This is a genomic window from Cyanobium sp. Aljojuca 7A6 (genome assembly GCF_024346455.1).
In the GTDB taxonomy this organism is placed as follows: domain Bacteria; phylum Cyanobacteriota; class Cyanobacteriia; order PCC-6307; family Cyanobiaceae; genus Cyanobium.
This window is the reverse complement of the sequence record NZ_JAGQCY010000014.1, coordinates 22,994-37,148: the sequence shown is the minus strand read 5'-3', so window position 1 is coordinate 37,148 and position 14,155 is coordinate 22,994. Positions and strand designations below refer to the sequence as shown.

At 70.4% G+C, this 14,155-nt stretch carries 14 protein-coding genes and 1 tRNA gene; 8 read left to right on the top strand and 7 right to left on the bottom strand.

Annotated elements, in window-relative coordinates:
* Positions 1-54 precede the first annotated feature (54 nt).
* Together KBY95_RS12510 and KBY95_RS12505 are read left to right on the top strand one after the other, a co-directional pair.
* Entirely contained in the window at positions 55-2,076 is a 2,022-nt protein-coding gene (locus KBY95_RS12510) for an ABC transporter ATP-binding protein/permease (protein ID WP_254965368.1), read from the top strand.
* A gap of 4 nt (positions 2,077-2,080) precedes the next feature.
* On the top strand, positions 2,081-2,299 hold the full coding sequence (locus KBY95_RS12505; RefSeq protein WP_254965367.1) for a chlorophyll a/b-binding protein: 219 nt from the start codon (positions 2,081-2,083) through the stop codon (positions 2,297-2,299).
* Here the strand turns inward: KBY95_RS12505 and KBY95_RS12500 are convergent, their stop codons facing one another.
* The 4 genes from KBY95_RS12500 to psbX all read right to left on the bottom strand — a co-directional run bounded on the left by KBY95_RS12500 (position 2,300) and on the right by psbX (position 4,541).
* Complete coding sequence (locus KBY95_RS12500) at positions 2,300-2,812, bottom strand: hypothetical protein (protein WP_254965366.1); 513 nt, start codon at positions 2,810-2,812, stop codon at positions 2,300-2,302.
* Entirely contained in the window at positions 2,809-3,333 is a 525-nt protein-coding gene (locus KBY95_RS12495; protein ID WP_315858921.1) for a Tol biopolymer transporter periplasmic protein, read from the bottom strand. Before KBY95_RS12495 ends, KBY95_RS12500 begins: the two co-directional genes overlap by 4 nt.
* 52 nt (positions 3,334-3,385) lie before the next feature.
* A complete protein-coding gene (locus tag KBY95_RS12490; protein ID WP_254965365.1) occupies positions 3,386-4,357 on the bottom strand; it encodes a Ycf66 family protein in 972 nt (323 codons plus the stop codon).
* Positions 4,358-4,418: 61 nt separating this feature from the next.
* Positions 4,419-4,541: a photosystem II reaction center X protein gene (gene psbX / locus KBY95_RS12485; protein WP_216909263.1), complete on the bottom strand. Its 123-nt coding sequence runs from the start codon at positions 4,539-4,541 to the stop codon at positions 4,419-4,421.
* A gap of 85 nt (positions 4,542-4,626) precedes the next feature.
* Here psbX and KBY95_RS12480 point away from each other — a divergent pair, with 85 nt between their 5' ends.
* On the top strand, positions 4,627-4,941 hold the full coding sequence (locus KBY95_RS12480; RefSeq protein WP_254952982.1) for a YggT family protein: 315 nt from the start codon (positions 4,627-4,629) through the stop codon (positions 4,939-4,941).
* A 19-nt stretch (positions 4,942-4,960) separates the two neighbouring features.
* Here KBY95_RS12480 and accC read toward each other — a convergent pair whose 3' ends face one another.
* On the bottom strand, positions 4,961-6,310 hold the full coding sequence (gene accC / locus KBY95_RS12475) for an acetyl-CoA carboxylase biotin carboxylase subunit (RefSeq protein ID WP_254965364.1): 1,350 nt from the start codon (positions 6,308-6,310) through the stop codon (positions 4,961-4,963).
* Between the two features lie 161 nt (positions 6,311-6,471).
* Here accC and KBY95_RS12470 point away from each other — a divergent pair.
* The 3 genes from KBY95_RS12470 to msrB all read left to right on the top strand — a co-directional run bounded on the left by KBY95_RS12470 (position 6,472) and on the right by msrB (position 8,343).
* Positions 6,472-6,553 (top strand) — tRNA-Leu (locus tag KBY95_RS12470).
* A gap of 42 nt (positions 6,554-6,595) precedes the next feature.
* Entirely contained in the window at positions 6,596-7,894 is a 1,299-nt protein-coding gene (locus KBY95_RS12465) for a glycosyl transferase (protein WP_254965363.1), read from the top strand.
* A 38-nt stretch (positions 7,895-7,932) separates the two neighbouring features.
* Complete coding sequence (gene msrB / locus KBY95_RS12460; RefSeq protein ID WP_254965362.1) at positions 7,933-8,343, top strand: peptide-methionine (R)-S-oxide reductase MsrB; 411 nt, start codon at positions 7,933-7,935, stop codon at positions 8,341-8,343.
* Positions 8,344-8,361: 18 nt separating this feature from the next.
* Here msrB and KBY95_RS12455 read toward each other — a convergent pair whose 3' ends face one another.
* A complete protein-coding gene (locus KBY95_RS12455; protein ID WP_254965361.1) occupies positions 8,362-9,501 on the bottom strand; it encodes a PRC-barrel domain-containing protein in 1,140 nt (379 codons plus the stop codon).
* 92 nt (positions 9,502-9,593) lie between these two features.
* Positions 9,594-13,214, bottom strand: a complete 3,621-nt coding sequence (gene smc / locus KBY95_RS12450; protein WP_254965431.1) for a chromosome segregation protein SMC — start codon at positions 13,212-13,214, stop codon at positions 9,594-9,596.
* A gap of 100 nt (positions 13,215-13,314) precedes the next feature.
* Between smc and KBY95_RS12445 the strand changes: the two genes are divergently transcribed.
* Both KBY95_RS12445 and KBY95_RS12440 read left to right on the top strand, forming a co-directional pair.
* Positions 13,315-13,791, top strand: a complete 477-nt coding sequence (locus KBY95_RS12445; RefSeq protein WP_254965360.1) for a glycine zipper domain-containing protein — start codon at positions 13,315-13,317, stop codon at positions 13,789-13,791.
* The gene (locus KBY95_RS12440) at positions 13,788-14,153 is read left to right on the top strand and encodes a phage holin family protein (RefSeq protein WP_254965359.1); all 366 of its coding nucleotides are present in this window, start codon (positions 13,788-13,790) and stop codon (positions 14,151-14,153) included. The genes KBY95_RS12445 and KBY95_RS12440 overlap by 4 nt, the downstream gene beginning before the upstream one ends.
* Positions 14,154-14,155: the final 2 nt, after the last annotated feature.

Here is a 14,155-nt window from a genome sequence, read left to right as displayed (position 1 = left end):
GCCGCCACCACCGGGAGGGGCTGGCGGAGAGAATGGCGCGATCCGCCCACGCCCATGACCCCCCTGAAGGCCCTTCGCGAGCAGCTCGGCAAGCTGCAGCGCCTGGCCCAGCCCTACTTCCTGCCCCTCGACGAAGACGGCGGCGGCGGCGGCCAGTTCCTGCTGCTGGTGGTGGCCCTGCTGGCGGTGGTGGTGGGCTTCACCCTGCTGCTGCTCACCGGCGCGGTGGCGGCGGCCGGGGCCTGGATCCCCGAACTGCGCAGCCGCTTCCTGCCCGGGGTTCCCGAGCAGGTGGCGGCGGTCTGGAAAGGCCCGATCGGCCTGGTGATCATGGTGCTGTTCGCCGCTGGCCTGGGCGCCTTCATCAGCCTGCGGGCCAAGCTGCGCCAGGGGCGCTGGCTGCCCTGGCTGCTGCTGGGCATCATCGTCCTGCTGATCCTGGTGATCAACGGCATCAACGTTGGGATCAGCTTCATCGTCCGGAACCTCGAGAACGCCCTGGTGGCGTACAAGGCGGAGTCGTTCTGGAAGATCCTCGCGATCTACGCCTTCTGCCTGGTGCTGGCCCTGCCGATCCGCGCCATCCAGAGCTACCTGATTCCCAAGCTGGGTCTGCTGTGGCGGGAGTGGCTCAGTGGCCGCATGCTGGGCCGCTACCTCACCAACCGGGCCTACTACGTTCTCAATCCCAACGAAGAAAGCGTTGAAGGGATCGACAACCCGGACCAGCGGATCTCCCAGGACGCGGCCAGTTTCACCGCCACCAGCCTGAGCGTGACGGTGGAGATCATCTCCGTCCTGCTCACCTTCTTCAGCTTCATCTTCGTTCTCTTGAGCATCAGCCAGACCCTGGCCCTGTGGCTGCTGGCCTATTCGGTGGGCGGCACCGCCCTGATCGTGTTCGCCAGCCGCAAGCTGGTGAACCTCAACTACCAGCAGCTGAAGCTGGAGGCCGATTTCCGCTACGGCCTGGTCCACATCCGCGACAACGCCGAATCGATTGCGTTCTATCGGGGCGAGCGCCAGGAGCAGAAGGAGGGCGAACGACGCCTGGAAGGGGCGATCGTCAACTACAACCGCCTGATCATCTGGGAGGCGCTGATCAGCGTCATCCAGCGCTCCTACGACTACTTCTCTCGCTTTCTGCCCTATTTTGCGATAGCTCCGATCTACTTCGCCAAGGACGTCGACTTCGGCGTCTTCAGTCAGGCCAGCATCGCCTTCTACCAGGTGCTGTCCTCGGTCAGCTACATCGTCAACAACATCGACCGGCTGGCCGCCTTCTCCGCCTCCATCAGCCGCTTGGAGGGCTTCCAGGGCAAGGTGGAGTCGATCAGCGCTGAGATGGCCGAGTTCGTCGCCGCCGAGCAGGCCTCCGCCGGTGGCGCCATGGGTGCTGGGGCCGGCGCCGTGCGCCCGGAATCGATCCTGGTGAGCCACGTGAACCTGGTGCCCCCCCGCACCAACCGCTTGCTGGTGAGCGACCTCAGCCTCGAGGTGACCCCCAGCCAGAGGCTGCTGGTGGTGGGGCCCTCGGGCTGCGGCAAGACCTCCTTCCTGCGCTTGGTGAGTGGCCTCTGGCCGCCCGCTGCCGGCAGCGTGCAGCGGCCGCCGGTGGGCGAGTTGATGTTCATCCCCCAGAAGCCCTACATGCTGCTGGGCAGCCTGCGGGAGCAGCTCTGCTATCCCCAGCCCCCCGATCGCTTCAGCGACGAGCAGCTGCGCCATGTGCTCGAGGAGGTGCGCCTGCCCGAACTGGTGCACCGCTACCCCGATCTGGACATTAAGCAGGACTGGCCCCGCCTGCTCTCGCTCGGCGAGCAGCAGCGCCTGGCCTTCGCCCGGCTGCTGCTCAACTCGCCCCGGTTCGTGGTGCTCGACGAAGCCACCAGCGCCCTTGACATCACCACCGAGAAGGCCCTCTACGAACTGCTGGTGGAGCGGGAGATGGCCTTCGTGAGCGTGGGCCATCGCCCCACCCTCACCGCCTATCACGACACCGTTCTGGAGCTCGATGGCAACGCCGGCTGGCGCCTGCTTCCGGCGGCCGGCTATACCTTTGGCCGCGAGGACTGATCCGATGAGCGACCCTTCCGTCAACCCATCAGCCGACGCATCCCCGGCCGCCGCCACCCCGCCCGCCACCAGCGCCACCACCTCGGAGGTGCCGGCCTTCGGCTGGAGCGGCTACGCCGAGCGGGTCAATGGCCGCTTCGCCATGCTCGGTTTCGTCGCCGTGCTGCTGGTCGAGGCCCTCAGCCACGACACCTTCCTGCACTGGGCGGGACTGGTGCCCTGATCAGGGCAGCGCGATCAGATCCACCTGCCACTGGCCCTGGCGGCTCACCTCCACCGCCAGCTCGCGGCCGTCGGCCCGCAGGGACACCCGGCGTGGCACACCAGGGGGCTGCAGCGGCACTGGCTGCAGGGCCATCAGGTTGCGGCGGTAGAGCACCAGCTCGGTGCGGCCCTCCAGCTGGCGCACCAGGGCCAGCCGCTCGCCGCGGCCATCCACTGCCACGCTCAGGGGCTGGGCGTCGGGCCGCTCCAGCCCCGGCAGGGGTACCGGTTGCTGGCGCTTCAGATCCACCAGCTGCACCCGGTCGCGGCCGTCACGGCTGACGATCAGGGCCAGCCAGTCGCCGGAGAGCGAGGGGGCCCGGGCGGGGCCGGCGGCCTCGAGGCGTTGATTCAGGCCCACCAGGGGCTGGGGCAGGGGCGCCAGGCAGCCCGCCAGCAGCAGCGGCAGGCTGCCCGCCACCGCGACGGCCACTGTCGCCATCCGAACCAGGCTGTCGGATCCCCGCGTCATGGGGTGGCGGCCGGCGCCCCCCGCACCGGCAGGCCGGCGGGCAGGTCGGGCTCCAGCAGGGCGGTGAGGTCGTACAGCTGCACCCGGGAGCGGCCGTCGCCCTCGGTGGCGATGGCGAGGCGCCGGCCATCGGCGGCCAGGCTGAGGCTTTCGGGCACCAGGCCGCCGGGCAGGGGCAGGCGGTGCAGGCGCCCCGTGGCCCGGTCCTCGATCAGCACCCGGCGTTCCGGTCCCTGCTGCACCAGCAGGGCCAGATAGCGGCCGTTCCAGCTCAAGGAGGGGGAGCGGTGCGGCTGCAGCCGGCCAAGATGCCGCAGCGGCAGCACCGTGCCGGAGGGCTGCTCCTGCAGCAGCACCGTATCGCGGCCGTCGCGGCGCACCACGCTGGCCAGCACCCGGCCGTTGCCGCTGAGGGCAGGATCCTGGCGGTCGGCGCCGCCCCAGCCCACCGGACCGGCGCTGCGGCGTCCCCAGCTCCAGCTGCCGCAACCCGAAACCAGCAGGGCCAGTATCCCGAACACCAGCCAAGAGAGGCCTGGGCTTGATCGTCGCCGGTGCTGGGTGATCAGCGGATCAGTCGTCGAAGCGGGAGCTGTTGTCCCGGCTGGACGCGGGCGGGGCGGCGGGGGGCTCGGTCGACGCTGGCCGGGGCCGGCCACTGGCCATCGGCGAGAAGTCGGCATCACTGACGTCGTCGGCAGCAGCGCCGCGGGCCGTGCTGGAGCGGATCGGCGTGCCCATGGGCGTTCCCTGCGGTGCTCCCAGGCCAGGGTCACGGGACGGGGGGCCGGCAGGGCCCGGCGGTGTGGAACCACGACGGCCGCTTCGGGGAGCGCTGTCGGCGGCGGCCACCGGGCGGGAGCCGCGGCGGGGTTCGGGGGCACTGTCCCGATCCCGGCGGCGGGCGCCGAAATCGCTGGGTTGGCTGCGGGCAGGGCCACCGGCGCTGTAACGGCCGGCGTTCCGATCGGGGCGCTCGTCGATGGGATCCCGTTCCGGCCGGCTGGAGGGGCGCTCCGAGCGGGGGTTGTCCCAGGCGTCGGGCGCCTCCCTGCGGCTGGCGGCCCGCTCGGGGATCGCGGCCCTGCTGGGCCGGCGAGGCCGGTAGAAGTCGTCCTCGGGTTCGTCGCGGGAGGGAATGCGACGGCGCAGGGGCTCCGGCTCATCGAAGCGGTCCGGCTCGTCGTCATAGCTGCGGCCGCCGCCCAGGCCACCACGCGGCCGGAACGGGGCGGCGGGTTCCTCGTCGTCGAAGTAGGAGGACCGCCGGGCCTGTTCGGTGGTCACCCCACGCAGGCGAACGCTCTCATAGGCGAAGAAAACGGTGGTGCCCGCCAGCAGAAACTGGCCGAACTGCAGGATCGGGTCAAGGCGCCAGCCTTGAAAGAAGAGGATGCCGCCGCAAAGCAGACCGATGGCGGCAAAAAAGACGTCGTAGTCCCGGGCCAGGGCCGGTTTGAAGCTCCTCATGAAGTAGAGGAAGGCTCCGCCGACCGCCAGGACGATGCCGACGATGCTGGCCCAGTTGAGGCTGGCGTTGACCACGGCTGTTGACCCGGGCGATGGCCAACACTCTAAGGACCGTACCCGCGCTGTCAGCAGACCCTCAGAGACGCCGGTCGAGCTGGTCGTTCTGGCTGATCAGCACCAGGGCGATGGCGATGGGGATCACCACGATGACCGCGCCCCAGCCAAGGCTGCTGAGGAAGTTGGCGAGGGAAGGAGTCATGGCAGGCGTTCGCTCTGGACAGCTCGGCGGATCCTAGGCAGTGGCGGTGAGTTCCTACGATCAGTCCTTCCATGCTTAGAGCTTTGTGACGGCCCTGGCGCCCCTACCCCTGCTGCACCTGGCCCTGGGGCTGGCCCTGGCGGGCTGGACCCTGTTGTTCCTGTTCCGGATCGTCCTCACCTGGTACCCGAGGGTCGACCTCAGCCAAGGAGTGATGCGCCTGGTGGGGGCGCCCACCGAACCCCTGCTGAGCCTCACCCGTCGTCTGATCCAGCCCATTGGTGGGGTGGATGTGACGCCGGTGGTGTGGGTGGGGTTGATCAGCCTGCTGCGGGAACTGCTGGTGGGTCAGCAGGGACTGCTCACCCTGGCCTTGCTGCGCAGCCAGGCCATCGGCTGAACCGGCAGCCCTGCGGGCTTCAGCGGTTCAACATTTCCTCTTCAACAAACTTGGTCCAGACCTCGCCGCGCTGGAACTCCTGGCGATCCAGCAGGGCCAGGTGAAACTCGATCGTGGTGGGAATGCCCGTGACGGCACATTCCGACAGGGCCCGACGCATGCGCCGGATGGCGTGGTCGCGGTCGACCCCCCAGACGATCAGTTTGCCGATCAGGGAGTCGTAGAAGGGCGGAATCTCATAGCCCGTGTAGACGTGGCTGTCGATGCGCACCCCAGGGCCGCCGGGGGGGAGCCAGCCGGTGATCTTGCCTGGGGCCGGCCGGAAGTTGTGGCTGGGATCCTCGGCGTTGATGCGGCACTCGATGGCATGGCCGTGGACCCGGATCTGGTCCTGGCGCACCGAGATCGGTTCGCCGCCGGCGATGCGCAGTTGCTCGGCGATCAGATCGATGCCCGTCACCATCTCGGTGACGGGATGCTCCACCTGGATGCGGGTGTTCATCTCCATGAAGTAGAAGGCGCCGCTCTTGTCCACCAGGAACTCCACCGTGCCGGCGCCCTCGTAGTCGATGCTGCGGGCCGCCGCCACCGCCGCCTCGCCCATGCGTCGTCGCAGCTCCGGATCCAGCCCCGGGCTGGGGGCCTCCTCGAGGAGCTTCTGGTGGCGGCGCTGGATCGAGCAATCCCTTTCGCCCAGGTGCACCACGTTGCCGTGGCGGTCGGCCAGCACCTGCACCTCCACGTGCCGCGGCCGGTCGATGAATTTCTCCATGTAGAGGCCGGGGTTGCCGAACGCGGCCTCCGCTTCCCCCTGGGCGGCCCGGAACAGGCTTTCGAGCTGATCGGCGTCCGTCACCAGCCGCATGCCCCGACCGCCACCACCGGCGGTGGCCTTGATCATCACGGGATAGCCCATGGCCTCGGCGAGGTCGGCCGCTTCGGCTGGATCCTGCAGCAGTCCCTCGCTGCCGGGGATCGTGGGCACACCCACCTGTTGCATGGTGATCTTGGCCGTGGACTTGTCGCCCATGGCCAGGATCGCGGCCGGCGAGGGGCCCACGAAGATCAGGCCATGATCCAGGCACTTCTCGGCGAAATCGGCGTTCTCGGCCAGAAAGCCGTAACCGGGGTGGATGGCATCGGCGCCGCGGGAGGTGGCGGCCGCCAGGATGTTGGGAACGTTGAGGTAGCTGCGGCTGCTGGGGGCTTCACCCACGCAGACGGCCTCATCGGCCAGCTGCACATGCAGAGCGTTTTTGTCCACGGTGCTGTAGACGGCCACCGTGGCGATGCCGAGCTCCCGGCAGCTGCGCAGGATGCGGAGGGCGATTTCGCCTCGGTTGGCGATCAGCAGTTTGCCGATGGGCATCCGTGCAGGTCCAGGCGGTGTGGGCTGGCGAGGGTGCGGCCATGCCGGGGCGGACTGTATCAGTGCTCACCGGCGCGGCTTGGCGGTGAGGGCCTTCGGGGGCGGGGAAGCCCATGGGTATATTGCTCAATCGGTGAGGGGCTTCGGCCCGCGCCAGCCACGCGGATGTGGTGGAATTGGTAGACACGCACGTTTGAGGGGCGTGTGGCTTCGGCCTTGCGAGTTCAAGTCTCGCCATCCGCATTTTTCTTTTCCCGCTCCCGTCCCCCGGAACCTGCGGCTCTTTTGATCCAGCCGTCGCCGGTCTCCGCTCCAGCCGCAGGCAGCGCGATCGTGCTGGTCAGCAACGGCCCTGGCGAACTCAGCACCTGGGTGCGTCCACTGGCGGAGCAGCTCCATGGTCTGGAGCCCCTGCGGCCCCGCGACCCCGCCGCCAGCTGCAGCCTGCGGCTGGTGCTGGTCCCCTGCCCCAACGCCACTGGAGCGGAGCATCGGGTGGCCGAGGGCTGGGGCCTGTTCGATCGGGTGCTGCCGGCCACCCGCTTCTGGTGGCTGCTGCTGCGGCCCCGCCGCCACGGCCCCTGGCCCGAGCGGGGGGTGGTGGTCTTCCTCGGTGGTGACCAGTTCTGGACCGTGCTGCTCTCGGCCCGGCTGGGCTACCGCCACCTCACCTATGCCGAGTGGGTGGTCCGCTGGCCCCGCTGGAACGACCGCCTCGCCGTGATGGGACCCGCCGCGGCCGGCCGCCTGGCGCCCCGCTGGCGGGCCCGGGCCACGGTGGTGGGGGACCTGATGGCGGACCTTTCGGCCCTGGCGCGCCAGGACGATCCCCTGCCCGCCGGTGACTGGGTGGCTCTGCTGCCCGGCTCGAAGCGGGCCAAGTTGCTGGTCGGGGTGCCCTTCCTGCTCGAGACCGCCGACCGGCTGGCGGCCTTGCGGCCCGGCTGCCGCTTCCTGCTGCCGGTGGCTCCCACCACGTCGGTGCGGGAACTGCTGGCCTACGGCGGGCCGTCCAATCCGCTGAACCGACGCCAGGGGGCCGGCGAGCCCCATCTCCAGGGCGATGAGCTGGTTACGGCGGCCGGCACCCGCATCCTGCTGCTGGTGCAGCATCCCGCCCACGCCGCCCTGAGCCAGTGCGCCCTGGCGCTCACCACGGTGGGGGCCAACACCGCCGAGCTGGGGGCCCTGGCGGTGCCGATGATCGTGTTGGTGCCCACCCAGCACCTCGCGGTGATGCAGGCCTGGGATGGCTGGCTGGGGCTGGTGGCCCGGTTGCCGCTGCTGCGGCGTCTGGTGGGGGTGGCCCTCACCGCCTGGCGCATGCGTCACCGGGGCTTCCTCGCCTGGCCCAACATCTCCGCCGGCCGTGCCGTGGTGCCGGAACGGGTGGGGCCGATCGAACCGGCCCAGATCGCGGCTGAGGCGGCCGACTGGCTGGAGCATCCCGAACGGCTGGCGGCCATGGCCAGCGACCTGCGCAGCCTGCGGGGAGCGCCGGGGGCCGTGGCGGCCGTGGCCGCCATGGTGCGGGGCCTGCTGCCGGCGCAGGAACCCTCCGGGCGCCCGCTGCGATCTGGATAGGATTTCTTCAACCATTGCCCCACGCCGGGTTCCAGGCCATGCCGTCGAGTGATTCCAGCCCCCTCCAGAGCGTTGACACGGCCGACTGGAGGGCAAAGCTGACCCCCGAGCAGTACCGGGTGGCCCGCGAGGGTGGCACCGAACGGGCCTTCACCGGTGCCTACTGGAACAACAAGGCCACGGGGATGTACCACTGCGTCTGCTGTGGCAGCGAGCTGTTCAGTTCCGCCACCAAGTTCGATTCCGGCACTGGCTGGCCCAGCTTCTGGGCGGGCGTCGGCGCCGGGGCGATCACCACCCACACCGACCGCACCCATGGCATGGAGCGCACCGAGATCCGTTGCGCTAACTGTGACGCTCACCTCGGCCATGTCTTCAACGACGGCCCTGCCCCCAGCGGCCAGCGCTACTGCGTCAATTCGGCTTCGCTGAGATTTGCAGAGGGCTGAGGCCGCCCTCCGGCGGCTTCACCAGGGATCGTCGAGGATTTCCGGCTCCACATCCACTGGCTCCTTCGGCCGGGGGGCCGGTGCCTGGGGACGCTCCGCCCGCTGCGGCTCGCGGACGCGCGGTGGCTCTTCGAAGTCCCGCGTGGGGATAGGGGTGGGGGCGGCATAACGGTCCGGCTCGAAACCGCGTTCCTCCCGATCGCGCTCCTGGTCGTAGCGCTCCTCTTCGTAACGGTTGTCGTACCGGGCAGGATTGCGCTCAGGCTCCCGGCCGTAGGTGTCGGAGGCGTACGACTCTCGGGCGTAGGGGTCGGAGGGTGCCGAGCGGGGCTCGGGGCGCTGGCGCGGCTCTGGGAGGTCGTCGTCGAGGTAGCGCCGCTGGCGGAGTGGTTCCCGTTCGCGCCGCTCCTCCAGTTCCACGTACTCCATCTCCTCGGCGGGTTGGAAGCTGCGGCTGGTGGCCGGCTGGATGCGGCGTTGCTCCTGGGCGGTGGGTTGGCCGGCGGGCAGCTGGTTCTCGGCGGGCACGGCGCCGGAGCGGAAGCGATCCCGCTCCTCCTGCTCCCAGCTGGCGCCACCGATGCCGAGCTTCTCCAGCAGGCCGGTGCCGAGTTGTTTGAGCTTCTCTTCGGCTCCCTCGTAAACGATGATCCGGTCCGGGCCGCTGCTGACCACCTCCCCCACCGGCATTTCCCAGGTGCTGAGCACCCCTTCCCCCAGCAGGGGAACGCCGAGGGCCCCGATCACCAGGGTGGTGAGCTCACCGGTTTCGATGTCGAAGCTGAAGCCGAGCACGCGGCCGAGCTGTTCGCCCGATTCGGTGATCACCTGGCAGTTGATGACCTTGCTGAATCGCTCGGGATTGAAACCTTCGGCCAGGGAATCGACCGAATCCACCAGGATCACGTCGCCCACCTGGCGGATGCGGTCCAGCGGCATCCAGCGGGGCAGGCCCGGCAGGAAACGGGTGAGGGGGTTGTCGCGCAGGCCCAGGGCCACCACCTCGCGCCGGTCGATGTCGACCACCACCTCACCGACGACGCCCAGCCGCCGGCCGGTGTCCCGGGTGATCACCTGGGTGCCCATCAGTTCTGAGCGCAACCAGAGGCGGTCGCTGCTGGCGGCGGGTTCGGTGGAGGGGGGAATCGGGGAGGTCAAATCCGGAGATCGGGGCTGGACGGCAGGGGGGGCGGGAGCGACTTCACGGCCTGGAACAGCCTGGTCGGCCCATTGTGGCCCACGCGGTCGGCTCAGGCCGCCGGCGGCAAACCGACCACCTGGGTGTGGGAGCCTCGGGCCTGCGTGACGCCGATGGTGCGGGTGGCCGCGGCGATCATCGGCCGGCGGTGACTGACCACCATGAACTGGGCCTGGTCGGCCTGGGCGGCGATCAGGGCGGCCAGGCGCTCCACGTTCACCCCGTCAAGAAAGCTGTCCACCTCGTCGAGGGCATAGAAGGGCGAGGGGCGGAAGCGCTGCAGGGCGAACAGGAAGCTCAGGGCGGTCAGGGATTTCTCACCTCCCGACATCGAGGCCAGCCGTCGCACCGCCTTGCCCTTGGGGTGGGCCACCAGCGTCAGGCCGCCGTCGAGGGGTTGGTCGGGGTTCTCCAGCTGCAGGTGTCCCTCGCCTTCGGAGAGGCCGGCGAAGATGGTCTGGAAATGGCCGTCGACGGCGTTGAAGGCCTCCATGAAGGCCTCCTGGCGCAGGGTGGCCACCGTTTCGATCCGCAGCAGCAGTTCCTCCCGCTCTTTGCTGAGCACCTCCAGCCGGTCGTCCAGGTCGGCCAGCCGCTGCTCCAGCTGCTCGAGCTCCTCAAGGGCCAGCATGTTGACCGGCTCGAGCGCCTCCATGCGCTGCTGCAGGCTGCGCAGGCTCTGCTGCAGCGCCTCCAGGCCAGCCTCGCGCACCTCTTCGGGCAGCTCGGGCCGGGGCTCGGGCAGCTCCCGTTCCATCTGGGCCAGCCGCAGACCGTGGCTGCGCTGCTCCTCGGCCAGGGCCAGCCGCTCCTCCTGGCGCCGCTGCAGCTCCCACTGCCGCTGCTGCAGGGCCTGGCGTTGGCCGGCCAGGTGGGCTTCGGCCCCATCGCGGGCGCGGCGCCGTTCGCCGAAGCGGGTCTGCAGCTCGCTCTGCTGCCGCTCCAGCACGGCGCGGCGCTCCTGCTCGGTCTGCTGCCGCTCCTTCCAGAGCTGGCGCTCCGCCACCAGGGCCTGCACGGCCTCCACCAGCCGCCGTTCCTCCCCGGCGAGGGCCTCCAGCTGGCTGCCCAGCCGCTCGGCGCCCAGACTCCGCTCCCGCCGCTCCGCCTCCAGGACATCCCGCTGGCGGCGGGCCTCCACCAGGGCCTGGTCGGCCCGTTCCAGCTCGCTCTGCAGGCCCTGCCAGCGGGCGCTGTCGTGGTTGCCGCTGGCGGCACGTTCGGCCTCCTCCAGTTCCGCCAGGGCCTGGCGCAGGGGAGGCAGGGTCTGCTCGAGGGTCTGCATCCGGCGGCCATCGGCCTGATGGGCCCCCTGCAGTTGCTGCAGCCGGCTGCTCACCTGGTCGCGGCGCTGCTGCCGTGGGGCCAGGGTGCGCTCGGCGGCGCTGCGTTCGGCCTGGAGGGCGGCCTGGCGCTGCTGCAGCTCCAGCAGGACCGGCCGGGACTCTTCCAGGCTCCGGCCCAGCTCCGCTTCGCGGCGGCGGCAGGCCAGCAGGCTCTCCCCCAGCTCCAGCAGCCGCTGCCGCAGCGGCTCAGCCTCATCGCCCTCGCTGCTGCGGCCGAAGCCCAGCTGGCCGGAGCGCTGCTGCAGACTGCCGCCGGTCATGGCGCCGCTCTTCTCGAGCAGTTCGCCCTCCAGCGTCACGGCGCGGCAGCGGCCCAGTTCCCGGCGGGCGTCGCTGAGGCTGGCAAACACCAGGGTGTCGCCGAAGACGTAGCGGAAGACATCGGCGTAGACGGGCTCGTGGCGGATCAGATCCACCGCCCGCCCCACCAGCCCGTCGGCCCCTGCAGCGGCCCCAGGGTTGCCCCGTTGCAGGGCGGCCCCCCCCGAGGCCCCACTGCCGCCCCCACTGCCGCCCCGGATGCGGTTGAGGGGCAGGAAGGTGAGGCGTCCGGCGCGGCGGCTCTTGAGCAGCTCGATCGCCCGGGCGGCGATGCGGTCGTCCTCCACCACCACCTGGGCCAGCCGTCCCCCGGCGGCCACCTCCAGGGCCACCCGCAGCCGCTCCTCCACCTCGCCCAACTGGGCCACCGAGCCGTGGATCCCCTCCAGCCCCGCCTCCAGCAGCAGGCGCAGGGCGCCGGTGCCGCGGCTCTCCTGCAGGGTTTCGCGGCGGCTGTCGAGGCGGGCGATCTCCCGCTCCAGGCTGGTCTGCTCCTGCTCCAGCCGCGCCCTGGTGCGCTGTTGCAGCGCCAGGGCTTCGGCCAGCTCCTGGGCCTGCCGCTGGCGATCCTCCAGGCCGGCCAGCAAGGCGCGCTCCTGCTCCACCAGGGCCGCGACTGAGGCGGCGCCCTCCGCCTGGGCCGCGTCCTCCTGCTGCTCCTCGCCGCCGAGTTCCTGGAGCCGCTCGCCGGACTGCCGCAGCCGCTCCTCCAGCTGTTGCCGCTCGGCCAGCAGGGGCGCGAGCTGGTCCTGCAGTTCCTGGCGCCGGCGGCTGCGGCCCTGCTGCTCCTCCAGCCAGCTGCCGGAGCGCCCGGCCACTTCTCCGAGCCGCCGGCGAGACAGCTCCACCGCCGCCTCGGCCTCGCGGCAGAGGGTTTCGGCACGGGCGATGGCGCCGTCGTCAACCTGGCTGTCGAGGGCCTGGCGCTGCTGGCGTAACTCGCCCTGGTTCTGCTGCAGCTCCTGGCGACGGCGCTGCAGTTCCTCGGCCTGGTGCCCATGCCGTTCCGCCTGGCGGGCCAGTTCGCGGCCGCTGGTCTCCAGGCCGGCCAGTTCGGCCTGCACCGCCAGCAGCTGGTCTTCGCCCAGGGTCTTCACCTCCGCCTGCAGCCGCTCGAGGGCGGCGGCGGCGGCCACCACCGCGGCTTCGGCGCCGACGATCGCTTCGCGCTCCTGCTCCTGCTGGCGGTCGAGGTTGTCAAGCCGGCCGGTCAGGGCCAGGCCGTGGGCACGGGCCTCCTCCCAGGCCAGCACCTGCTCCTGCAGGCGCCCCTGGTGCAGCCGTTCGCGCAGCTCCTGGTAGGTGCGGGCCTTGGCGCAGTCGCGTTCGAGCTTCTGGCGTGTCGCCAGCAGTTCCTGCTCAACGATGCGGCAGCGCTCCTGCCGTTCGACCACTTCATCGAGCTTGCCCCGGCTCTGCTCGATGCGGGAGTCGAACAGGGCCACCCCGGCCAGCTCGTCGATGATGCCGCGCCGGTCGCGGGCGCTCATCGACACGATGCGGGTCACGTCGCCCTGCATGACGACGTTGCTGCCCTCAGGGTCGACCCGCAGCCGCCGCAGCTGGGTCTGCAGTTGCTGCAGATTGCAGGGCACCCCATCGGCGCTGAAACTGCTGCTGTAGGTGCCGCCGGGGGCCACCCGCAGCCGCCGGGTGACGCTCCACTGCTGTTGGCCCCGCTGCAGCCAGGGGCCCTGTTCGGGGACGTCCAGCCCCTCCTCGGCGTTGTCCGGTTGCCAGTCACCGAGGTCGAAGCGGACGGTGACGCTGGTTTCGGCGGCCTTCCCCTCCCGCAGCATGGCGCTGTTGATCAGATCGGGGAGCCGCTCCGCCCGCATGCCCCGGCTGGTGGCCAGGCCCAGGCAGAACAGCACCGCATCGAGGATGTTGCTCTTGCCGGAGCCGTTCGGGCCCGTGACGACGGTGAAACCTTCCTGCAGCGGGATGGTCATCGACCCGCCGAAGGACTTGAAGTGGGTGAGCTCGACCTGATTGATGTGAACCAACAGGCCCGCGCGCCGCGCCATCGGAATTTAGCCGAGGTGCTGACGATCACAAGCCCTTCTTCCTACGGTGATGCCGTGCAGCTGTCGCACGGAGCGCCCCATGGACACGGACACCACCCATCCCGCACCGGAAGCGGCCCCGGCGCCGGCGCCGGAACCCGTCGGTTCCGCTGACGCCCAGCAGGCGCAGAACCAGTTCCGGGAACGCTTTGAAAGCCTGTTGCCCAGCATCCAGAAGGAATGGCCCGAGGTGGCCCGCCACACCCTGGAGGCGACCCGGGGCAGCTTCGACCATGTGGTGGAGGTGATCAGCCGCCAGAGCGGCGTCACCACCGCCGGTGTCAAGCAGCAACTGCTTGATCTGGTCAACGTGACGGGTGAGCAGGCGGGCCACGTGGTGGATTCACTGCGGCCGCTCGAGGAGCAGCTGGAGCACCTGCTCGATGACCTCAACAGCACCCTGCGCCCCCGGATCGAGAAGCCAGTGCGGGAGCGCCCCCTGATGGCCCTCGGCATCGCCGCCGGCGTGGGGCTGGTGGTGGGGCTGCTGCTGTCGTCGGGTCGGCGTTCGGCATGAAGGGCCAGAACTTCGCCCGTGTCACGGCGCTGATCAGCTCGGTGATGGACCTGCACGTGCGCATCGCCCTGCAGGAGGCCGACAAGGAGAAACGGCGCCTTGTGGGCGGCGGGGTGATGCTCGGCATGGGCCTCACCCTGATGACCCTGGCGCTGGTGGCGGCGGAGCTGGTGCTGTTGCTCTGGATCCAGGGGGCTTTCGCCTTGACCTGGCTGCAGGCTGCGGCGGCCGTGGCCGCCATCGACCTGGTGCTGGCCGGCCTCAGCCTGCGCATCGGCGGCCAGATGCTCAAGGGCCCCTACCTGCCGGAAACCACCGCTGGCTTGATCCGCACCACCCGGGCCCTCACGGGCAAGTTCTGAAC